This is a genomic window from Rhodoferax aquaticus, assembly GCF_006974105.1.
In the GTDB taxonomy this organism is placed as follows: Bacteria; Pseudomonadota; Gammaproteobacteria; order Burkholderiales; family Burkholderiaceae_C; genus Allorhodoferax; species Allorhodoferax aquaticus_A.
In genome coordinates this window covers 3,537,701-3,559,603 of sequence record NZ_CP036282.1, presented here as the reverse complement: position 1 = coordinate 3,559,603, position 21,903 = coordinate 3,537,701, and the positions used below count along the sequence as shown (strand labels likewise).

The window sequence follows — 21,903 nt, the reverse complement described above, 5'->3', positions numbered from 1 at the left end:
CGCGTTCTTTTGGGTGAAAGGCGAGAGCGCTTGTGTCGATTCCTGTCTAGCGGTGCTTTCGGGCGAGCAGGTCGGTTTCAGCTAGCGACCCGCAGATGCCCGGCGCTTAAGCGTTTACCGCGTTTCCTTTGGCTTGGGGCGAACGCCTGGGGTTACATCTATCTCCAGGGTGCTGTTCTTTCGCTCAATGGTGAACTTTGAAGAAACTCCTGGCTTGAGCGCCGCGACTTGGGACAGCAAGTGCGTTACGTCTGATACGGGGTTGCCGATAATGCCGATGATTACATCTCCTGGACGGATGCCAGCCTTTGCAGCTGGTCCGTTTTGAAGCACGCCGGTGATGATGACGCCATCTTGGCGTTTGATGTCAAATGTCTCGGCCAACTCAGGCGACAAATCATTGGGCTCCACGCCAATCCATCCGCGTGTGACTTGGCCGTCTTTTACGATGCCCTCCAAGACCTGCTTTGCAGTGGTGACTGGTATGGCGAAGCCTATGCCCATGCTACCCCCGGACCGCGAGTAAATTGCAGTGTTAATGCCTAGTAAGTTTCCGTTGGTGTCGACCAATGCACCTCCAGAGTTGCCGGGGTTAATGGCAGCATCCGTTTGAATAAAGTTTTCAAACGTATTGATACCTAGCTGGTTCCGGCCCAACGCACTGACGATGCCGCTGGTTACAGTTTGGCCCACGCCAAATGGATTGCCTATAGCTAACACCTGGTCACCCACTTGCAGGGAATCGGAGTTACCGAGCACAACGACAGGCAGTTTGTCCAATGTAATTTTGAGAACGGCTAAGTCACTGTCTGGATCTGTACCAATCACTTTGGCAGCTGTATGGCGACCGTCGTTCAAAAACACTTCGATTTCGTCTGCGCCTTCGATCACATGGTTGTTGGTCAAAATGTAGCCGTTCGGGCTCACGATCACCCCGCTGCCAAGCCCGGTTTGCGCTTCATTCCCCTGGTCACCATAAAAGAACTTGAACCAAGGGTCTTCCGCATTCGGATTTTTACGCGCCGCTTTGCTAGTGTTAATGCTCACCACCGCTGCAGAGGCTTTTTGCGCTGCCAAGCGAAAGCTACCGCTTGGTATCTCGCCTGGCTCGGGTGCTTGCGACTGCACAACAGGCACCGACCCGTAAGACCAAGGGCTATGGTTCAACCATTGCGGTTTCAGAGTTGCCAGGACAAAGTAGGCCGCCAGCAGAACGGTGGAGGTTTGAGAAAAAATGAGCCAAAGGCGTTTCATGAGCAGTTCCAGTGAGGGGCGCATGCAAGGTACATTGCGGCAATGGCTAAATTGTAGGGCGCACCCAAGTCTGAATCACTAAGCAACTCTGACTATGAAATTGCCACAACGCATCATTCACATTCAATCACAGGCCCCTCCAAAGCCCCCTGTGGGCTCAACATGCAATGGCTGTGGAGTCTGTTGCCTTGCTGAACCTTGTCCTGTGGGTATGCTGATTTCGCTTAAACGCACGGGCGCATGCCACGCTTTGATCTGGAGCGCGCCTGATGTTCGTTACCTGTGTGGCGCTGTGTATGCGCCTGAGCAAGTAGTGCGTGAGCGCATGCCTGGGCGTCTTTCCACATTCACACCATTGGTGGCAAAGGCCCTACGCAGACTAGCCTTGCGCTGGATTGCAGTCGGTGAGGGGTGCGACAGTGATCTGAATGCCATGGCATCATCGGATGAACTATCTGCAAACTAAGCGAACGATGATTACTAGACAAGACCTTTTGTCACAATTCGACTTTCTCTTGGAGCCTCAACGCTTTAAGGACTATGGGCCGAACGGTCTGCAAGTTGAGGGGAAACTGCATGTGCAGAAGATCGTGTCAGGCGTTACAGCGAGCCTAGCGTTGATTGAAGCCGCAATCGCTGCGAATGCGGATGCCATTTTTGTTCACCACGGTCTATTCTGGCGCGGTCAAGATGGACGCGTGGCCGGGTGGATGAAGCAAAGACTTGCCTTGCTTCTGGCCCACGACATCAATCTATTTGCGTATCACCTACCTTTGGATGCCCATCCCGAGTTGGGCAACAACGCGCAATTGGGCAAGTTGCTAGGGCTGTCAGGTGCTGCCTGTTTCGGTGAGCAACAACTGGGTTGGGTGGGCGAGCTGGCAGCAAATAACCACGAGGAGGCTGGGTTTGCCAGCGCGCAGCTACTGGCGGACCACGTCGAGCAGAGACTGGGGCGCGGGGTGTTGCTGGTGCCTGGTCGTGAACAACCTATTCGCAAGATTGCCTGGTGTACCGGCGGCGCGCAAAGCTACTTTGAGAGCGCTATTGCGGCCGGGGCGGACGCTTTCATCACCGGCGAGATTTCCGAACCGCAAGCACACATTGCTCGCGAGACCGGTGTCACCTTCATTGCTTGTGGCCACCACGCAAGTGAGCGCTATGGTGCGCAAGCAGTAGCCAGCACAGTTGCAACCGCAAGTGGACTGGATCACCTGTTCATTGATTTGCACAATCCTGCTTGAATAGTCAAGGTCGATGGCGCTGGTCCAGAATTGTTGAGGTAAATGATGCTGATTCAACCAATAGCAATCACTATGGGCGATGCTGCTGGCATAGGCCCTGAGTTGATTGCGAAACTGTTCCGCAATGAGCAGGGCAATATGTCGCCGTCTCATAGGTGTTTTGTCGCTGGCGATGTGCAAACCATGCGATGGGCGAGTGGCTTGGTGTCCGCGCGTGGGCAGTTGCCACTGCCTGTTGCGCGCATATCTGATCCCCAAGATGCGCTGGCAGTGCCGCCAGGTTGCATACCGGTACTACAGATTGGAGAGCCGCTAGAGGCGATTGTGAGAGGGCAGGTTAGTGCGGTGGCGGGAGAGTTTGCGGGGCGCTGCGTCGTTTGGGCGGCTGAAGCCGCTTTGCGCAATCAAGTGGGCGCGGTAGTGACCGCGCCGCTGCACAAAGAGTCGATTTCAGCCGCTGGAGCACCTTACAGCGCATACCCCGGTCACACGGAACTGCTGCAAGCGTGTGCCGCGTCCCATACAGGGAAAACGACTCAGGAGTTGCCTGTGCGGATGATGCTTGCCAACGATGAGTTGCGCACCGTTCTGGTTAGTATTCATGTGTCGTTGCGCGATGCGATTGATGCAGTTACTTACCGCAATGTTTTGGAAACCATTGAGATCAGCCATCATTCACTGTCCAAGGTCTTGGGACACCCCCCGCGTATTGCAGTTGCGGGGCTCAATCCACATGCCGGAGAAGGCGGCTTGTTTGGTTTAGAGGAAGTGCAAGTTTTGCTTCCCGCAATCCGAGCAGCGCAAGCGCTAGGCATCCAAGTTGAGGGACCCTTTGCACCCGATACCGTTTTCATGCGTGCTCGCGCCAAAGCAGGTAAGGAGGGCCGTTGGGATGTGGTCATTGCGATGTACCACGACCAAGGCTTGATACCGGTGAAGTATCTTGGGGTTGAGCACGGGGTGAACGTTACTTTGGGCCTTCCTTTTGTACGCACAAGCCCTGATCACGGCACTGCGTTTGACATTGCAGGAACAGGCCAAGCAGATCCAGCTAGTTTGCGTGCCGCAGTAACAATGGCGAAGTCAATGCTGATTTGACGACGGCATGAGCATTGGCCAATGCATGCCACTTGGCAGAGCTTGGTCCAATTGGCCGCTTTCAGTCATTGCGGGAGTACAAGCTCATCTTCTGAGGCTGTCCCGTATCTCGCGAAGCAACACAATGTCTTCTGGAGTGACGCTTTCAGCCACGGGCGCAGGCGGCGCTTCTTTCTTAAGTCGGTTGATCTGCTTGACCATCAAGAAGATGATAAAGGCCAAAATGGCGAAATTCACACCGACCGTAATGAAGCTACCGTAGGCAAACACGGGTACCCCCGCTTTTTTGAGTTCAACCAACGTGCCCGCATTTCCAGTGGGAATGCTGCCTAAAACAAAAAACAAGTTCGAAAAATCAAGTTTTCCCACCACTGCGCCCACCAGTGGCATGATTAGGTCGCCCACAACGGAGTCGACGATTTTTCCGAAAGCCCCGCCAATGATGACGCCTACTGCCAAGTCAACGACATTGCCTTTGATTGCAAACTCTTTGAATTCTTGAATCATTCCCATCGCTAAGCCCCTTAACTGGTTATGGAAAACAGAGTATTGCCGAAAAACTGAAGGGTGTTGCAAGGTACAGTGCTTGCTTTGCGTTGAAAGTTTGGCATAGGGTCAGCTACAATCGTCCGCTAACCCCTAGTAGTGATGTTCATTGAGGATTCTCATGAGTGAAACCCCTGTCGACGCGAAACAGATCGACTCCAGCAAGCGGACTTGGATAATCACCTCCGCTTGCGCTGGTGCTGTGGGCGGTATTGCAACCGCTATTCCCTTTGTGAGCACATTTCAACCTTCTGAAAGAGCGAAGGCTGCAGGTGCTGCAGTTGAGGTTGATATTGCTGACATCAAGCCCGGCGAGAAGAAAACGGTGGAATGGCGCGGCAAGCCAGTCTGGATTGTGCGCAGAACCCCCGAGCAGGTTGCTGCGTTGTCCAAAGTATCAAGCCAGTTGGCCGATCCCAAGTCTGAACGCAAGCCGGGGGAGTTGACGCCAGAGTACGCACGCAATGAAGCTCGGTCCATCAAGCCAGAGTTTTTTGTGGCAGTTGGAATTTGCTCGCACCTAGGGTGCTCCCCTTCGGATAAATTCCAAGCAGGCGCCCAACCCTCTTTGCCTGATGATTGGACTGGCGGCTTCCTCTGCCCATGCCACGGGTCTACCTTTGACATGGCTGGTCGTGTCTTTAAAAACAAGCCCGCGCCAGATAATCTTGAAGTCCCTCCCCATATGTATCTTTCTGACAGCAAGTTGCTGATCGGTGAAGACAAGAAAGCCTGAGGAATAAGACATGGCTCAATTTAAGGAAGTTTCTCCTAACGCATCCTCGGGCGAAAAACTCACAAACTGGTTCGAAAACCGGTTTCCAACGGCATTTGATGCATACAAAGTGCACATGTCGGAGTACTACGCGCCCAAGAACTTTAATTTCTGGTACATCTTTGGGTCATTGGCACTTCTAGTGCTGGTTATCCAAATCGTTACCGGTATATTTTTGGTAATGCACTACAAGCCAGATGCTGCTCTGGCTTTTGGTTCGGTTGAGTACATCATGCGCGATGTACCTTGGGGTTGGCTCATTCGATACATGCATTCGACTGGAGCATCCGCCTTCTTCGTTGTTGTGTACTTGCATATGTTTAGAGGGCTGTTATACGGTAGCTACCGCAAACCTCGTGAATTGGTTTGGGTATTTGGTTGTGCGATCTTCTTGTGCTTGATGGCCGAAGCGTTCATGGGTTATCTACTGCCTTGGGGGCAAATGAGCTACTGGGGTGCTCAGGTCATCGTAAACCTGTTCGCTGCGGTACCATTCATTGGTCCTGACCTTGCGCTACTGATCCGTGGTGACTATGTTGTTGGTGACGCAACACTGAATCGCTTCTTCGCGTTTCACGTGATAGCGGTTCCTTTGGTGTTGTTGGGTTTGGTTGTAGCTCATCTGTTGGCTCTGCATGATGTCGGCTCCAATAATCCTGATGGTATTGAAATCAAAGGCCCGAACGCTCCTCGTGATGCCCAAGGTCATCCCCTTGATGGCATTCCTTTCCATCCGTACTACACAGTGCATGACATCTTCGCGGTGAGCATGTTTCTGATGGTGTTTACCGCAATCATTTTCTTCGCTCCTGAAATGGGTGGGTATTTCTTGGAGTACAACAACTTCATTCCGGCTGATCCGCTAAAGACGCCTGCCCACATCGCGCCAGTCTGGTACTTCACGCCTTATTACTCCATGTTGCGTGCGATCACCAGCGAAATGTTGTATGTGCTGATTGCGTGTGTACTAGGTGCTGCTGGCTTTAGTGCACTGAAGTTCAAGCTTCCTGCTATCTTCAAGGGTGCCATCATAGGAGCTGCGCTAGTTGCGTCCGTATTGATGCTATCAATAGATGCCAAGTTTTGGGGTGTGGTAGTGATGGGTGGCGCAGTAGTCGTCTTGTTCTTCTTGCCATGGCTGGATAACAGCCCTGTTAAGTCGATTCGCTATCGTCCAGATTGGCATAAGTATCTGTATGCAGTGTTTGTGTTGAACTTTGTTGTCTTGGCCTACCTTGGAGTGCAGCCACCTTCGCAAATTGGTGAGCGTGTTTCACAAGTTGGTACCTTGTTCTACTTTGGGTTCTTCTTCCTCATGCCTTGGTGGAGCACCTTGGGAGAACCCAAGCCGGTTCCGACCCGCGTTAATTTTTCTGCCCATTGAATCCGGGAAAGCACAAATGAAAAAAATATTCGTTAGCTTGATAGCGGCGCTTGGATTTGTAATCGGTGCGCAGGCCAGTACAGGTGGAATACCTTGGGACAAGGCACCAAACAAGATCAATGACCTTGCTTCTTTGCAAAATGGAGCCAAGCTGTTTGTCAACTACTGCTTGAATTGCCATTCCGCTGCATTCATGCGCTTTAATCGCTTGAAGGATATCGGTCTGAATGACCAGCAGATCAAAGACAATTTGTTGTTCACCACAGAGAAAGTGGGTGAAACCATGAAGGCTGCTATTGATCCCAAGCAAGCGAAAGAGTGGTTTGGTGCTAACCCTCCGGATCTCACCGTGATCGCGAGATCCCGAGCTTCGGTTGGTCAGGGTAGTGGTGCCGATTACCTTTACACCTATCTTCGAACTTATTACGCAGACGAGAGCAAGGCCACTGGCTGGAATAATTTGGCTTTCCCGAACGTCGGTATGCCCCATGCTTTGTGGGAATTGCAAGGTAAGCGCGTGCCCGTGTATGAAACCATCGAAGAGCATGGACACGAAGTACACGTATTCAAGAAGTGGGAGCAACTCACACCAGGTACGATGTCCCCCGCTCAGTACGATGAGGCTGTGGGTGACTTAGTCAATTACCTCCAGTGGATGGCAGAGCCTGCTCAAACAACCCGTGTTCGGGTTGGCGTTTGGGTTTTGCTGTTTTTATCGGTCATGACTTTGTTTGCTTGGCGCTTAAACGCGGCGTTTTGGAAAGATGTGAAGTAGATTTTGTGCAAGCAAGCGCAAGTCGATTGCCGATAAATGCTTGATGCGGTCAGAGTGGGTGCGCGAAGGCGTCCCACTCTTTTATTTTTTAGGAGTCTGTCGTCATGATGGTGTTGTATTCAGGAACTACCTGCCCCTTTTCCCACCGTTGCCGGTTTGTTTTATTTGAGAAGGGAATGGATTTTGAAATTCGCGATGTTGATCTGTACAACAAGCCAGAAGACATCAGCGTTATGAACCCCTATGGGCAGGTGCCTATTCTGGTAGAGCGCGACTTGATTCTGTATGAATCGAACATCATCAATGAATATATTGATGAGCGGTTTCCGCACCCGCAACTGATGCCCGGGGACCCTGTTGATCGAGCGCGTGTGCGCCTTTTCTTACTAAACTTTGAGAAGGAATTGTTTGTTCATGTAACTACCTTGGAAGCTCGTGCTTCAAAGGGCAATGAAAAAGCACTGGAGAAGGCTCGAGCGCATATTCGTGACCGATTGACGCAACTGGCCCCCGTGTTTTTGAAAAACAAGTTTATGTTGGGTGACAGCTTCTCGATGTTAGATGTGGCGATTGCTCCTTTGCTATGGCGCCTAGATTTTTATGGCATTGAACTCAGCAAGAATGCTGCGCCTCTATTGAAGTATGCAGAGCGGATCTTTTCGCGGCCAGCGTACATTGAAGCACTGACTCCCTCGGAAAAAGTAATGCGCAAGTAGTCACCAACATGCCAGATACTCCAGTTGTGGGTTCAACCCGCCCTTATCTGATCCGTGCGCTGTACGAATGGTGCACCGACAATGGGTTTACCCCATTCATAGCAGTATTGGCTGACGAGACTGTGCGGGTACCTCACGAGTATGTAAAAGACGGTGAGATTGTGCTGAACATCAGCTTCGATGCCACAAGTGCGCTTCAGTTAGGAAATGATGCTATTGAGTTCAAAGGCAGGTTTGGTGGAGTCGCCAGAGATATCGTAGTGCCCATCGGAAGGGTCCTCGCGATCTATGCGAGGGAGAATGGTCAGGGCATGACTTTCCCTATGGCCGCGGCATCTACCAATAAATCTGGTGAACGGCGTAGGCAGGAAGATTTAAAACCGACCACTGCGCTGACAAGTGTTGTTAAAGCCGGAGCGGATGATTCCGGCCCGCCTCGGTCTCCCACTCCGACACCTAGGCCATCTTTAACACGCATCAAATAGAATTTGGCCAGCTTAGTTTTGGGTTGTTTGCTGGGTTATAATTTCCGTAGTGCCGATTTAGCTCAGTTGGTAGAGCAACCGCCTTGTAAGCGGTAGGTCATCAGTTCGAATCCGATAATCGGCACCATTTCATTTGCGCGACTCCGCGTAGCTACCCTGACTTCCTTAAAGCGCTAACTTTTAAGCGAATAGCAGTCACATCCCAGCCCTTGCTTCTCAAGTGTGCCTCAATAGCAGGTTGCAGTTGCCGTATTTTTGCTGCGACAGCATTGTTGTCAACAATAATGCACCAATTCGCCCCATCGATTGGGCCAGCCTGTATCAGCTTGCGAAGTGAAGTCGGAATAAGGGAGTCAATGGCTTGAAGGCGTGCTGCAGATTCAGTCACCAAGGCACTTAACTGAGCAAATGTAGGCGAGTCCTGCGTTGCTTGTAGTACGGATATAGAGTGACTGCGCCGGTTCATGTGTGAAGTAAAGGGAGGTTTGCAATGCAGTTGATTATTACGGATGCATGGCTGGCAAAGAGTCGAGCCATCCACCTTAGTGGGATGAAATTACTGGTTTCACTGTGTGCAGTGTCTGTGGTGTTGGTGTTTGCGTCTGCAACCTTATACCACTGGGTATTCTTGAAGGGTGCGCGGGAGGGGTGGCCAATCATTGGGACGCTTGTGCGCCTGGTGGTTAAGGATGAAGTGGCACAACAAGATCGCTTCATGCGCGAAAACATCGAGGTGATGGCCAAGCGTTTAGGAGAAATGCAGGCCAAAATGATTCAATTGGAGTCCTTGGGCGAACGGGTTTCTGGCCTTGCGGGGGTGAATCCGGCTGAAATTATGATCAAACCAGGACAAGGTGGGCGGTTGGTTATTGGTCGCGATTTGTCGATGGAAGAGCTCCAAGCTACCCTGAATGAGTTGGATCAATTGGCGAATCAGAGAACCGACGTTATGACCGTCATAGAGTCGCGGCTTTTTGAGCAAAAAATTAAAAAAATGATGGTGCCGACCCAAGTGCCCGTGCGAGCCGCAAACCTCGGCTCTATTTTTGGCTGGCGGATTGATCCAATTACTGGCCGTTCAGCGCTACACACGGGACTCGATTTTCCAGCAGAGCCTGGGACGGATATTTTTTCGGCAGCTGGCGGAGTAGTGGTCACTCAGGAGTACCACACGCAATACGGCAATATGGTAGAGATAGATCATGGCAATGATCTCATCACACGTTATGCCCACGCCTCCAAGGTCTTTGTAAAAAAGGGCGATCTCATCAAGCGCGGGCAGAAGGTGGCGGAGGTCGGAAATACAGGCCGCTCTACGGGCCCGCATTTGCACTTTGAGGTACTGGTCCAAGGGATCCCGCAAGACCCTCAGAAGTTTCTCGATGCTGGTCGAACACTCGCGGGTGCGCAGGCGCTCAAAAACTGATTGGGTTTGCGGGTCCGGGGTGCATGCGCCCGCGCACTTGCACTGAATTCAGCGGAGCTAAAATAGGTGATTGGGTAAATCAACCGGGCAAATCGAAGTAACCTTCAGCTTTCTAATTGGTTTACCTCCCTTCCACCTAGATCAGGAATAACGGACTGAACTGAGCTCAGCTTCTTTTGTGTTGAGCGTCAGTCTTGCACGCATGGCCATAAACATCCTCACCAAAATTTTTGGCAGTCGCAATGACCGCTTGCTTAAACAATTTCGCGGAGTTGTTGCGCGTATCAACGCACTAGAGCCGCAGTATGAATCATTGAGCGATGCCCAACTGACCGGGAAAACGGCTGAGTTTAAACAACGGGTCGCCAATGGAGAAACACTCGATTCGATCTTGCCAGAAGCGTTTGCGGTGGTGAGAGAGGGCTCAAAACGCGCAATGAAGATGCGGCATTTCGATGTTCAGCTACTGGGTGGTATGTCGCTGCACGCGGGGAAAATATCAGAGATGAGAACTGGCGAAGGTAAAACCTTGACCGCCACGCTTCCCGTCTACCTAAACGCCTTAACGGGCAAGGGTGTCCATGTTGTTACCGTCAACGACTACTTAGCCAATCGTGATGCCCAGTGGATGGGCCGTTTGTATAGCTTTCTCGGACTGACGGTAGGCATTAACTTGCCTCAAATGTCCCGAGAGGACAAGCAGGCCGCGTATCGGGCAGATATTACATATGGAACGAATAATGAATTCGGTTTCGACTACTTGCGCGACAACATGGTGTACGAAGCTGCCGACCGTGTTCAGCGTGGGCTGAACTACGCAATCGTTGACGAAGTTGACTCTATTTTGATTGATGAGGCGCGGACGCCTTTAATCATTAGCGGCCAAGCCGAAGACCATACAGAGATGTATGTGGCGATCAACAAGGCTGCTCCTCGTTTAACAAGACAAGAGGGGGAGGCTGATCCACGAACCGGTGAAGGAGTTACCAAACCAGGAGACTTCACCGTCGATGAGAAGAGCCATCAAGTCTTCCTGACCGAGCAAGGGCACGAAACAGCAGAGGCAATATTTGCCGACTTAGGGCTCATTCCTGCTGGTGCTTCCTTGTATGACCCAGCAAACATTACGCTCATGCACCATTTGTATGCTGCGTTGCGAGCTAATCATCTCTATCACCGTGATCAACACTACGTGGTGCAACAAGGCGAAATCGTCATCGTCGATGAGTTTACCGGACGCCTAATGACAGGCCGACGTTGGAGCGACGGTCTGCATCAAGCGGTCGAAGCAAAAGAGGGAGTCAGCATTCAAGCTGAAAATCAGACGCTCGCTTCAATTACGTTTCAGAACTATTTTCGCCTTTACGGGAAGTTGTCTGGGATGACGGGAACGGCGGACACAGAAGCTTATGAGTTCCAAGAGATTTATGGCCTCGAAACGGTTGTTATTCCTCCAAACCGTATCAGTCGCCGTGAAGATCAGCTTGATCGCGTCTACAAAACAACAAAAGAAAAATACGATGCTGCAATTCAAGATATTCGCGAGTGCTACGAGCGAGGCCAGCCTGTGTTGGTGGGGACCACTTCCATCGAGAATTCGGAAATCATCGCTCAACTCCTAGAGCAAGAAAAGCTACCCCATCAAGTGCTCAATGCCAAGCAGCACGCACGTGAAGCTGACATTGTTGCCCAAGCCGGGCGCGCCAAAATGATCACCATTGCCACCAATATGGCGGGGCGTGGAACAGATATCGTACTTGGAGGCTCTATCGAAAAAAATGTTCAAGAGATTGAACAAGACCCCGCTTTGGAGGAGCCTGCAAAGCAGGCGAAGCTTGCTGAATTACGCAGCAGTTGGTCCGCGGAGCACGAGAAGATAAAGGCCTTGGGCGGTTTAAGGATTATTGCCACGGAGCGCCATGAGTCACGCCGAATTGACAACCAGCTTCGTGGACGTTCGGGTCGACAGGGTGACCCCGGATCCTCTAGGTTCTATCTAAGCCTAGATGACTCGTTGATGCGCATATTTGCGGGGGACCGTGTCAAAGCTATCATGGATCGCCTCAAAATGCCTGAGGGCGAGGCAATAGAAGCAAGTATTGTCACCCGTAGCATTGAGAGTGCACAGCGTAAGGTGGAGGCGCGCAACTTTGACATGCGAAAGCAGCTTCTTGAATACGATGATGTGTCAAATGATCAACGTAAAGTCATCTACCAGCAACGCAATGCCATCTTAGATGCTTCTGACCTAGATGGACAGATTACGGCTTTGCGGGAAGGATGCTTCGATGACTTGGTCCGGCAATTCGTACCCGTTGAGTCAGTTGAAGAACAGTGGGATATCAAAGCGCTGCAAAAAAATTTAGTCGATGAATGGCAATTAAACGTTGACCTGGTTGAGCAAGTCTCTCAAGCGTCGGCCATTACAGACGATGAGATCTTGGGTACTGTCATAACGGCTGCGAATGCTTACTTTGCCACTAAGGTTGATCTGGTTGGATCCGCGAACTTCACGCAGTTTGAACGCATGGTCCTTTTGCAAAGCTTGGATACGCATTGGAGAGATCACCTGAGTGCGCTGGACTACTTGCGTCAAGGCATTCATTTGCGCGGATATGCTCAAAAGCAACCCAAGCAGGAATACAAGCGTGAAGCCTTTGAGTTATTTGGCCAGCTATTGGACTCGGTCAAAAACGATGTGACCAAGATTCTTATGACGGTAAAGATCCAGTCCAACGAGCAGCTAGATCAAGCCGCTGAAGCTATTGAGAGTCGGGGCGAGAGCATTTCCAACGTGACCTACAGTGCGCCCGATGAATCGGGCGCAGCGCAAACAATGTTAGAGAGCGAACTAGCTGCAGTGTCGACGACCAGCGTTTCTACGGAAGTTCCGAGGGTTGGGCGCAACGATGCCTGCCCTTGTGGTAGCGGTAAGAAGTACAAACACTGCCATGGCAAGTTAGCCTGAAAGCCGTTTATGCCAGTAAATTTGCTCCCTCCTAAAGCTGAAGAACTGCTGCCGATTGACGGAATCAGAATTGGTGTTGCTCAAGCCGGTATACGTAAAGCACACCGGAAAGACTTGATGGTCATGCTGCTAGATGAGCATGCCAGCATTTCAGGTGTCTTTACCCAAAACAGATTTTGCGCCGCTCCTGTTCAGATTTGCAGAGAGCACTTAGCGACTCGCAAGGGAGTTAGGGCACTGCTTGTTAACACGGGCAACGCGAATGCCGGTACGGGCGTTGATGGGCTGGCACGGGCGCGACATACCTGTGTGGCTTTGGCCGACAAGCTGGGAATTGACCCTGAGCAAGTGCTTCCGTTCTCTACGGGGGTAATCATGGAAACCTTGCCGTCTGAGCGCGTTGTAGCTGGACTGGACGCGGCCATTGCCAATGCTAGTGGCAACAACTGGCTTAATGCGGCTGAAAGCATCATGACGACTGACACTGTGGCGAAGGCCTTCAGTGCACAAGCTACCCTAGGGAGCAGCAGGGTGACGGTGACAGGCATCAGCAAGGGCGCAGGAATGATTCGCCCCAATATGGCTACTATGCTGGGTTACATTGCGACTGACGCTTGTATTGACGATGCCATCATGCCTGAACTGGCGAAGTTGCTTGCGGACCAATCGTTCAACCGAGTAACTGTCGATGGAGATACGTCAACCAATGATTCTTTGGTAGTGATAGCTTCAAACAAGGCCAGTCATGCCCCCATTACTTCTTGGTCAAGTGAATACGGCCGAGTGCTGATAGAGGCTTTGTTGGACGTTGCGAAGAGGCTTGCGCAGGCGATAGCTCGTGATGGTGAGGGGGCCACAAAGTTCATCACAGTGATGGTGGATCACGGGAGGTCAGAGGAAGAGTGTTTAAAGGTTGCCTACGCTATTGCGCAGTCGCCGTTGGTGAAAACGGCTTTCTTTGCGAGCGACCCGAACTTAGGACGAATTCTCGCTGCGGTAGGATATGCAGGGATCGAAGATTTGGATCAGCAGGGCATTGACTTGTATCTTGATGATGTCCACGTCGCCAAGAGCGGTGGGAGACATCCAGATTACTTGGAGTTGGAGGGCCAGCGTGTCATGAAACAGAGTGAGATCACGGTTCGCGTAAGCTTAGGTCGAGGCAGCTTCTGTCAATCCGTATGGACGTGTGACTTGAGTCACGATTACGTAACGATTAACGCCGACTACCGATCGTAACAAGGTATCTGGCATGGATAAGCTTCAAGAATTTTTCGCTCGGTGTGAGCTATTCATGGAACGCGTAGAAGCGTCGTTGCCAACAACACTCCAAAACCCAAACTGGGAAGAATCGATTGCCTTTTCGTATGTCAAAAGTCCTTCAGGTGTCTGTTTCTTAAAGCCCGTAAAGCATGTTGCCTCTATCTCGTTCGGGCAACTTAAAGAAATCAACACGCAGCGGGATCAGTTACTGCGTAACACAGAACAATTTGTAAATGGGCGTCCTGCGAATAACGTTTTGCTGACTGGAGCTAGGGGGACAGGTAAGTCTTCCTTGGTGCGAGCGTGCTTACAGGCTTTCTCAACGCAAGGGCTTCGATTAATCGAGATAGACAAATCCCACTTGGTTGACCTAGCGTCAATTGTTGACCTCGTTGCAGATCGACCAGAACGGTTCATTGTTTTCTGTGATGACCTAAGTTTCGATTCAAACGAACCAGGGTATAAGGTACTGAAGTCAGTGCTTGATGGGTCCATTTCCGCTGGGGCTTCAAATCTTGTGGTTTATGCTACCAGCAATCGTCGACACTTATTGCCTGAGTACTTGGCCGAGAACCTTGGATATCAGCACTTGGAGAATGGTGAAGTCCACCCAAGTGAAGGAGTGGAGGAGAAGATCTCTCTATCGGAGCGGTTTGGCCTCTGGCTTAGTTTTTATCCATTTTCACAAGATGAGTATCTTCGTATTGCAAATGAGTGGGTAACCACTCTGAGTCGTGGAACCATAGTCGATCCATTTTTGTGGAAGCAAGAGGCCTTGGTTTGGGCTCTGGAGAGAGGCTCACGCACCGGACGCGTTGCGTTGCAGTTTGCTAGAGCCTATGTAGGCGCACAAACCTCTCAACTTGGCTAAGCTGATGCAAGTATTAGTGGCAGACGCTTCAATTGCAAGGCAGAGTGATGATTCTCGGAAAATCACTGAGGTTGCTGTCGGTATCCTGATTTCCGAAGCCGGTGAATTTTTATTGACTTCACGCCCGCAAGGCAAGGCTTATGAAGGCTTTTGGGAGTTTCCTGGTGGGAAGATTGAAGAGGGCGAGTCAGTGCATGAGGCACTTCGCCGTGAACTATTTGAAGAATTAGGAATTGAAATTTCCGAGTCAATCGTTTGGAAAACTTCAATAGTGGACTATCCTCACGCTCTAGTGAAACTCCATTTCTGTAAGGTTTTTCGTTGGAGCGGCTCGATTCGAATGATGGAGTTGCAGAGTCACTCTTGGGAGTGCCTGCCGGTATCGGTGTCTCCAATTTTGCCGGGTACTGTGCCGGTACTTGAATGGATAGCGCAAGAGCCTGACTTCAGTAGCGTCAAATTTTAAACCCTTGAAACATGCCAAAGGGTGCATCGGCCCGGTGCCATGTTTCGTGGCCGTTGATTTTCCTGCGGAGCGAGGCGGAACTACCTAAGTGGGTCTTCGTCGTGTGCAGTATCAGCTTGCACAGAGAAACTCTCTGTCGCCCAAGATCCAAAGTCATTTTGCTGACAGCGAAAGCTGCAGAATGGTCGATGTTCGTTGGCGGCGGCATAAAGGCTGGGGCCTTTGCAATGAGGACAAGTTACCTGCCTCACTACGATAGATGCATTAGTTTGCGCTACATCAGAGGTCATGAGCACAAGGTTAAATCAAACGTTCCATCTTCATGCGTGGCGTGAAGGCGATCATCACTTTCATGACGCATGAGCCTAATAGACACCATCAACCTATTGCCACTGATCTCTGGTATGAGATTGAACTCGGGTCTGATCGCAAGTCGTAGTAGCTGAAAAGTTCTTCCTTGTGGGAGGTTTTGCTGAAAATGTCCGTTGACCGCTATGACCTTTTGAGCGGAGCCAGAGTCACGTAGCAGCTTCAGCAACAGGTGGACTGATTTCGCTAAGGGGGTAAGCGTGGATGCCCATCGCACCAAGTCGGCCTGTCGCTGGCCGACTGACCGATGCTGCCAAGCATAATAGGCTGGCAAATCAAACTCACAAGTTCCTCCGGGGATGCCTACCCTACTTCGGATGCTCATCAGCCAGTCATTCTCAGTCAGGGCTTGGCCTGCTTTTCCGCTGAGTCCATTTAGTTCGGAAAAGCAAGTGTCAATTTGCCCCACGACTTGGTCTAGAAGGGCTTCAGCAATAGCTGGATTACCCCGGTACGCGTTCAGGATGTTTTTCTGTTTATCCAAATCTTTCAGAACATCTGATTTCAGGTCCGCGCGTGCACCTACATCCATAACTTGGAATATGGTCGTCAGTGCGAAATGATGGTCCAGTGCGTCAGACCGCATGACTAGATTGTTTAGGCCCAAAAACAAGTGCTCAAGTCGCAGATAAGTGCGAATGCGTTCATTGAAGGGGTATTCATATAGGATCACGTTGATTCTTCCAGTGGGTGAATCATAGTCCGAACTTCCTTGCAAATTCATCCACTTCGTGCTGAACCTCATCTAATGAGACGCCATCATTGAATATAACGTAGTCAGCACAGCTTAGACGACGTAGGCGTGTGCTTTGGGCTGATATTGCTTGAGAAATGAGTTCTGTCGACCAACCATTCCGCGCCTTGACGCGACATGCTTGCGTTTCTTGCGAACAGTCAACCACCAGTACGGCATCCACCGCATTTCTCCAGTGATTGGATTCAACCAATAGCGGGATGTCATACACAATGCAAGTCGCACCTTGCCAGATCAACTTGGTGCTTAACCGGTCCATTTCTGCCCGAATTAAAGGGTGGGTAATGCTCTCGAGTTGAGTACGCTTTATAGGGTCAGCGAAGACCAATTCTCGTAGGGTCTTACGCTCCAATCGTCCATCCACGCCAACTAGGTCAGGCCCAAACGCTGCGGCTATGGCTTTGGTGCCGGTCGCATTTTTTCCAGTAATTGTTTGATAGGCAAGATCCGCATCAACCAAACCAGCACCTAACTCAGCCAGTCTCTTAGCGATGGTGCTCTTTCCACTTCCAATACCGCCAGTAACACCAATCTTGGGGCACGGCATGGCATCCATTCAAATCCCCAGGAATCTAGAAATTTGATATGGGCCAAGTACTAGCATTGCGAAACCCGCGCCGGCCAAAAATGGGCCGAAAGGGATGTAGCCACCCTCCCGCAGACCCGAGCTGTACTTCATGCCAATTCCAATGATTGCCCCAATAACGGAGGACAAGAGAATTATCGGTATCAAACCTTGCCAGCCAAACCAAGCTCCAAGCGCCGCAAAAAGCTTGAAATCACCGTACCCCATGCCCTCCTTACCAGTCACGATTTTGAACACCCAATAGACGATCCATAGCGACAAGTAACCCGCAACCGCGCCCCAAAGAGAGGAGAACAGGCTCACCTGAGTCCATTGCAAGCTTGCTGCAACGAGCCCAAGCCAAAGCAGCGGTAGCGTCAACACATCAGGCAGTAAAGTTGTGTCCCAGTCAATACATGCGAGAGCTAGCAAAATAGAAGCAAACGATGCCCATGCCATTGCGGAGTAAGTCATGCCCCACGTATCGGCACAATGATAGAACAGTGCTGCGGCTGTAACTTCAATCAGGGGGTAACGAACACTTATTTTTGCTTGGCATTGACTGCATCTTCCTCTCAATGCCAAGTAACTGAATAAAGGGATGTTTTCATACCAAGTGATCTGGTGTCCACAATGAGGGCAGCTTGAGCGGGGTACTACCAGATTGAAGGTATCTGCTTTTCCTCGCCCCATGTCGCTATTTGGTTCGCAGTCCGCCGCCCATTCAATCTCAAGCATCTTTGGCAATCTGTAAATCACCACATTCAAGAAGCTGCCGATTAACAATCCCAATATTGCCGCCAGTACTAGATAGATATCCGCAGATTCAAGCATCAAACGACTTGCCCCAGTTTAAAGATAGGAAGGTACATCGCCACCACTATGCCGCCAATGACAGTACCTAAAATCACAATAATTATGGGCTCCATCAGACTTGAGATCCCCGCCACCATGTCGTCAACTTCAGCCTCATAAAAGTCTGCGGCTTTTCCGAGCATGTGATCAATGGCACCTGACTCTTCGCCAATCGCGCACATCTGAAGCACCATAGATGGAAACAAGTTGGCGTTACTCATTGCAGCGGTTAAGGCGGTACCTGTAGATACTTCTTGCTGAATCTTGACGGTCGCCTCTGCGTACACTATGTTTCCAGCGGCCCCGCCTACCGAGTCTAATGCCTCTACCAGTGGCACCCCCGCCGCAAACATCGTGGACAATGTTCTCGTCCAACGGGCAATGCACGATTTCTCCACCAAAACACCAAAAATAGGTAGTTTGCGCATGAGTCGGTCCATAAAGGCTTGAACCTTGGTACTTCGCTTCCACGACTCCAGAAAGTAGTAAACCCCCCCGCCAATACCGCCAAAGATAAGGTACCAATAAGCAATGAAAAACTCACTCATGGCGATCACCATGAGCGTGGGCGTCGGTAGTTCTCCGCCAAACGAAGAAAAAACCGACTTAAATGAAGGGATCACAAAAATCATAATGACGGCAACCACTACAAATGCCACGATTAGCACGGTAATGGGGTACATCAATGCTGACTTGATTTTGGATTTTATTGCTTCTGTTTTCTCCATGTAAACCGCAAGGCGGTCAAGCAACTGATCCAAGATGCCTGCAGATTCACCGGCCTCAACCAAGTTGCAATACAAGTTATCAAAGTAAATGGGAAACTTTCTAAACGCCACGCTGAGCGACGTGCCGGTCTCAACATCCATGCGAATATCATTCAGAAGCTTGGTCACACTTGGATTTGGGTTGCCTCGCCCCACAATATCGAAAGCTTGAAGGAGTGGGACCCCTGCCTTCATCATCGTCGCAAGTTGGCGAGTAAAGATGGCCAAGTCTTTAGGCTTGATTGACTTGCCTGAGCCCATCCGCCTCTTCTTAATCTTGGTCGGCGTTATGCCTTGTCGACGGAGGGTTGACTTAACTTGGTTCTCGCCAGCTGCGCGTGTTTCACCACGCACTTGCTTTCCATTCTTGTCCTTCCCCTCCCACTCGTAGACCACCTCTTTGGTGTCTGAACTTCTGCTTGTTGCCATAGGGTAGTTTTGTAGTGCTTAGAGGTTGGAAACTGCAAGTACTTCTTCCAAGGAAGTTAGCCCAAGCTTCACTTTGTATAAGCCCGACTGTCGTAAAGATCGGACCCCTTCTTTTTCAGCCTGTTTAGCAATTTCTAGGGCACTGCCATCCGCCAATATGATTTTTTGAATTTCTTCGGTGATTGGCATGACTTGATAGATGCCCAGCCGACCTTTATAGCCGTTATTGCACGCCGAACAGCCTACGGGTCGGTACGGGTGCCATGAGCCATCTAAGTCGGATTCTTGAAATCCCGCATCAATCAAGGTTTGTGCTGGTACGTCGGTCGGTGCTTTGCAATTGAGACACAAACGACGCGCCAAGCGCTGTGCAGTGATAAGTATGACGCTAGAGGCAATGTTAAAGGGTGCAATACCCATATTGCGCATGCGAGTGAGTGTCGCGGGAGCGTCATTGGTATGCAGCGTAGAGAGCACCAAATGTCCCGTCTGCGCTGCCTTGATTGAGATGTCGGCTGTCTCTAAGTCGCGAATTTCACCAACCATAATAATGTCAGGATCCTGGCGCAGAAATGATTTAAGTGCGGCTGCAAAGGTAAGCCCAGCCTTATCATTGACGTTAACCTGATTAACCCCAGGAAGGTTGATTTCAGATGGATCCTCAGCTGTCGCTATATTGACACCCGGCTTATTCAACAAGTTCAAGCATGTATACAAAGAGACCGTCTTACCTGAGCCAGTTGGTCCTGTTACTAAGATCATTCCGTAAGGGCGACCAATGGCTGTCAGTAAGCGTTCTTTTTCTACTGGTTCGTAACCAAGCGCATCAATCCCCAGTTTGGCGCTACTCGGATCGAGAATACGGATCACTATTTTTTCACCAAACAAAGTGGGTAGTGTGCTCACACGAAAATCAATCACACGGTCAGCCCCCACTTTGAGCTTCATGCGGCCATCTTGGGGAATTCTCTTTTCAGAGATATCCATACGGGATATCACCTTGATGCGCGACGCGAGCTTGTCCTTAATCGCAATGGGGGGACTCGCTATTTCACGCAATTCACCATCGATGCGAAAGCGCACCCTGTAGGTGTGTTCGTAAGGTTCAAAATGCAGGTCGGAGGCGCGCATTCCAAAAGCGTCCATTAGCATTTTGTGAAGAAAACGTACAACGGGCGCATCCTCAACTTCTGCAGTATTCGCTTGGGTGTTTTCTGATTCAACCTCGGCGGCGCTTTCATCGAATTCAAAGTCGCCACCAATGATGTCTTCCATCGCTTCGCTTGCGGTGGTGTTGGCCGCATCGACTAACTTCGATAACTTATCAAATTCTGCAATGACCCAGTCGACACCCAACTGGGTCGAGAACTTGATTTTTTCATTCGCGCCTTGATCAGACGGGTCGGCCGTCGCAACGATAAGCCGATTGCCTCTTTTACTCAGGACTACGACCCGGTAGTCGGTGCAAATTTTGGAGTCCAAAATGCCTTTTGGAAGTCGTTGGGTGTCTATGGCATCCAGGTCAATCAAAGGCGCAGCGAAGGTCAGCGACAACGTGTGCGCCAAGTCTCGTGCTGAAACCGCGCCAGAGCCAACTAACTCGCCAATGAAACTGTTTTTTCCTGACAATGCTTTCTTATAAACGTCCTCCGCCGACTTTTGCCCGAGTTTGCCGGCTGCAACCAACGCTCTACCGAGTCCTGGCAAGGCAATTGCAGCGGTATCGCGGTTAACTGTTTCGGCTGAGGACATAAGACGCTTAGGATATACGAAACACTGAGGGCCGAGCTTAAATCTGCTTCGTGTGAATTGGAAACTTTGTTCTACGAAGTAACAAACGGTAAGCAATGCTGATTCGCCATGCTACACCGCTGTTTTTTCCTATCGGTCGCTCACTAATGGTCTCTGTTTAACAATTGAGTGGCTAAAGCAATCAAGCTGTCAACATGCGGTCCTTTGGGCAACAGCTTGGCGGAGTTCACCGCCCTCTGAGCCTCGGTTTGTGCGGCAAGTTTCGCTACTTCGAGAGCGCCCGTTGACTGAACAATGCTCGCGATTCTCTCTATAGCGGAAACATCTGCATTTGTAATGGCCTGTTGTATCTCTTGCCGTTCGCTGGGAGATCCGAGGCGCATCGCTGCTATGAGCGGCAACGTAGTCTTACCCTCGCGCAAGTCATCTCCAACGTTCTTGCCCATGGTCTTTAAGTCGCCCGTGTAATCCAGCACATCGTCAATCACTTGAAACGCAGTGCCGAGGGCTTGTCCATATGTAGCACACGCGTCTATGTGTTGCGGGTCGGCTTGGGCAAGAAGGGCGCCAACACGTGCACTGGCTTCAAACAGCTTCGCGGTTTTGGATCGAATAACGTGCAAGTAGCTTGCTTCACTGAGGTCTGCATTGTGCATATTCATGAGTTGCAAGACTTCGCCTTCGGCAATGACGTTGGTCGCGTTGGCCAGCGTTTCCATGATGCGCATATCTTGTGCTTCAACCATCATTTGAAAAGCACGAGAGTACAAAAAATCACCGACCAAAACACTGGCTGGGTTGCCAAACCTTGCATTGGCGGTTGCGCTCCCGCGCCGCATCTCAGAGTCATCCACCACGTCATCATGCAGCAATGTTGCGGTATGAATGAATTCAACAACCGCGGCCATGTTGAACTTTTGAGATCCCTGAAAGCCAAGTGCTCCGCTGCACAGAAGCAAAAGCACTGGCCGCAATCGCTTGCCGCCCGCGCCGATGATGTATTGGGAAATACTGCCCACCAGTGGCACGGTGGATTCGAGTCTCTTGGAGATGACTAAGTCAACTTGTCGCATGTCTTGTTCGACAATTGACAGCCCATGGGGCGCACTGTGAGGAGTAGCTTGCAAGACGATGACCAAGT

Annotated in this window: 23 protein-coding genes and 1 tRNA gene; 14 read left to right on the top strand and 10 right to left on the bottom strand. The window is 50.7% G+C overall.

Translation table 11 applies throughout. The features are described 5' to 3' along the window. Window positions 1–114: 114 nt before the first annotated feature. On the bottom strand, window positions 115–1,254 hold the full coding sequence (locus tag EXZ61_RS16410) for a S1C family serine protease (protein ID WP_142812784.1): 1,140 nt from the start codon (window positions 1,252–1,254) through the stop codon (window positions 115–117). Between the two features lie 211 nt (window positions 1,255–1,465). Here EXZ61_RS16410 and EXZ61_RS16405 point away from each other — a divergent pair, with 211 nt between their 5' ends. Genes EXZ61_RS16405 through pdxA form a run of 3 tightly spaced genes read left to right on the top strand, consistent with a single transcriptional unit; the run spans window position 1,466 to window position 3,596 of the window. Further along, on the top strand, window positions 1,466–1,720 hold the full coding sequence (locus EXZ61_RS16405; protein ID WP_342590556.1) for a hypothetical protein: 255 nt from the start codon (window positions 1,466–1,468) through the stop codon (window positions 1,718–1,720). A 7-nt stretch (window positions 1,721–1,727) separates the two neighbouring features. Further along, on the top strand, window positions 1,728–2,498 hold the full coding sequence (locus EXZ61_RS16400; protein ID WP_142812782.1) for a Nif3-like dinuclear metal center hexameric protein: 771 nt from the start codon (window positions 1,728–1,730) through the stop codon (window positions 2,496–2,498). 42 nt (window positions 2,499–2,540) lie between these two features. Continuing rightward, a complete protein-coding gene (pdxA, locus tag EXZ61_RS16395; protein ID WP_142812781.1) occupies window positions 2,541–3,596 on the top strand; it encodes a 4-hydroxythreonine-4-phosphate dehydrogenase PdxA in 1,056 nt (351 codons plus the stop codon). Between the two features lie 84 nt (window positions 3,597–3,680). On the opposite strand, the gene mscL is transcribed toward pdxA, so the two are convergent. After that, a complete protein-coding gene (gene mscL, locus EXZ61_RS16390; protein ID WP_142812780.1) occupies window positions 3,681–4,109 on the bottom strand; it encodes a large conductance mechanosensitive channel protein MscL in 429 nt (142 codons plus the stop codon). Between the two features lie 154 nt (window positions 4,110–4,263). Here mscL and petA point away from each other — a divergent pair, with 154 nt between their 5' ends. From petA to EXZ61_RS16360, 6 genes are all read left to right on the top strand, one after another. Beyond that, window positions 4,264–4,878 carry a ubiquinol-cytochrome c reductase iron-sulfur subunit gene (gene petA / locus EXZ61_RS16385; RefSeq protein WP_142812779.1) on the top strand — a complete coding sequence of 205 codons (615 nt, stop codon included), beginning with the start codon at window positions 4,264–4,266 and terminating at the stop codon, window positions 4,876–4,878. 10 nt (window positions 4,879–4,888) lie between these two features. Further along, a complete protein-coding gene (locus EXZ61_RS16380; RefSeq protein WP_142812778.1) occupies window positions 4,889–6,301 on the top strand; it encodes a cytochrome b in 1,413 nt (470 codons plus the stop codon). Window positions 6,302–6,317: 16 nt separating this feature from the next. Beyond that, complete coding sequence (locus tag EXZ61_RS16375) at window positions 6,318–7,076, top strand: cytochrome c1 (protein ID WP_142812777.1); 759 nt, start codon at window positions 6,318–6,320, stop codon at window positions 7,074–7,076. 104 nt (window positions 7,077–7,180) lie between these two features. Continuing rightward, window positions 7,181–7,792, top strand: coding sequence for a glutathione S-transferase N-terminal domain-containing protein (locus EXZ61_RS16370; protein WP_142812776.1), 612 nt, complete (start codon window positions 7,181–7,183; stop codon window positions 7,790–7,792). 8 nt (window positions 7,793–7,800) lie between these two features. Beyond that, entirely contained in the window at window positions 7,801–8,277 is a 477-nt protein-coding gene (locus EXZ61_RS16365; RefSeq protein WP_142812775.1) for a ClpXP protease specificity-enhancing factor, read from the top strand. A 51-nt stretch (window positions 8,278–8,328) separates the two neighbouring features. Further along, a tRNA-Thr gene (locus tag EXZ61_RS16360) sits at window positions 8,329–8,404 on the top strand. Between the two features lie 24 nt (window positions 8,405–8,428). On the opposite strand, the gene EXZ61_RS22200 is transcribed toward EXZ61_RS16360, so the two are convergent. Then, the gene (locus EXZ61_RS22200) at window positions 8,429–8,743 is read right to left on the bottom strand and encodes a hypothetical protein (protein WP_142812774.1); all 315 of its coding nucleotides are present in this window, start codon (window positions 8,741–8,743) and stop codon (window positions 8,429–8,431) included. A 24-nt stretch (window positions 8,744–8,767) separates the two neighbouring features. On the opposite strand from EXZ61_RS22200, the gene EXZ61_RS16350 reads away from it, so the two are divergent. The 5 genes from EXZ61_RS16350 (at window position 8,768) to EXZ61_RS16330 (ending at window position 15,271) form a co-directional block, all read left to right on the top strand. Then, complete coding sequence (locus EXZ61_RS16350) at window positions 8,768–9,703, top strand: M23 family metallopeptidase (RefSeq protein ID WP_142812773.1); 936 nt, start codon at window positions 8,768–8,770, stop codon at window positions 9,701–9,703. Window positions 9,704–9,905: 202 nt separating this feature from the next. Next, window positions 9,906–12,671 (top strand): preprotein translocase subunit SecA, encoded by a 2,766-nt coding sequence (gene secA / locus EXZ61_RS16345; RefSeq protein ID WP_142812772.1) that lies wholly within the window; start codon window positions 9,906–9,908, stop codon window positions 12,669–12,671. A gap of 9 nt (window positions 12,672–12,680) precedes the next feature. Then, window positions 12,681–13,910 (top strand): bifunctional glutamate N-acetyltransferase/amino-acid acetyltransferase ArgJ, encoded by a 1,230-nt coding sequence (gene argJ, locus EXZ61_RS16340; RefSeq protein ID WP_142812771.1) that lies wholly within the window; start codon window positions 12,681–12,683, stop codon window positions 13,908–13,910. A gap of 13 nt (window positions 13,911–13,923) precedes the next feature. Further along, the gene (locus EXZ61_RS16335) at window positions 13,924–14,805 is read left to right on the top strand and encodes an ATP-binding protein (protein WP_142812770.1); all 882 of its coding nucleotides are present in this window, start codon (window positions 13,924–13,926) and stop codon (window positions 14,803–14,805) included. A 4-nt stretch (window positions 14,806–14,809) separates the two neighbouring features. Next, complete coding sequence (locus EXZ61_RS16330) at window positions 14,810–15,271, top strand: NUDIX domain-containing protein (protein WP_142812769.1); 462 nt, start codon at window positions 14,810–14,812, stop codon at window positions 15,269–15,271. 80 nt (window positions 15,272–15,351) lie between these two features. Here EXZ61_RS16330 and EXZ61_RS16325 read toward each other — a convergent pair whose 3' ends face one another. From EXZ61_RS16325 to EXZ61_RS16295, 7 genes are all read right to left on the bottom strand, one after another. After that, window positions 15,352–15,561: a DNA gyrase inhibitor YacG gene (locus tag EXZ61_RS16325; protein ID WP_142812768.1), complete on the bottom strand. Its 210-nt coding sequence runs from the start codon at window positions 15,559–15,561 to the stop codon at window positions 15,352–15,354. Then, on the bottom strand, window positions 15,558–16,313 hold the full coding sequence (gene zapD, locus EXZ61_RS16320; protein WP_142814283.1) for a cell division protein ZapD: 756 nt from the start codon (window positions 16,311–16,313) through the stop codon (window positions 15,558–15,560). The genes EXZ61_RS16325 and zapD overlap by 4 nt, the downstream gene beginning before the upstream one ends. 22 nt (window positions 16,314–16,335) lie before the next feature. Continuing rightward, a complete protein-coding gene (gene coaE, locus EXZ61_RS16315; protein ID WP_142812767.1) occupies window positions 16,336–16,950 on the bottom strand; it encodes a dephospho-CoA kinase in 615 nt (204 codons plus the stop codon). Continuing rightward, complete coding sequence (locus tag EXZ61_RS16310; RefSeq protein WP_142814282.1) at window positions 16,951–17,793, bottom strand: prepilin peptidase; 843 nt, start codon at window positions 17,791–17,793, stop codon at window positions 16,951–16,953. Further along, complete coding sequence (locus EXZ61_RS16305) at window positions 17,793–19,010, bottom strand: type II secretion system F family protein (RefSeq protein ID WP_142812766.1); 1,218 nt, start codon at window positions 19,008–19,010, stop codon at window positions 17,793–17,795. The genes EXZ61_RS16310 and EXZ61_RS16305 overlap by 1 nt, the downstream gene beginning before the upstream one ends. Before the next feature lie 18 nt (window positions 19,011–19,028). Then, window positions 19,029–20,762, bottom strand: a complete 1,734-nt coding sequence (gene pilB / locus EXZ61_RS16300) for a type IV-A pilus assembly ATPase PilB (RefSeq protein WP_142812765.1) — start codon at window positions 20,760–20,762, stop codon at window positions 19,029–19,031. A gap of 143 nt (window positions 20,763–20,905) precedes the next feature. Continuing rightward, window positions 20,906–21,835, bottom strand: a complete 930-nt coding sequence (locus tag EXZ61_RS16295; protein WP_142814281.1) for a polyprenyl synthetase family protein — start codon at window positions 21,833–21,835, stop codon at window positions 20,906–20,908. Window positions 21,836–21,903 lie beyond the last annotated feature (68 nt).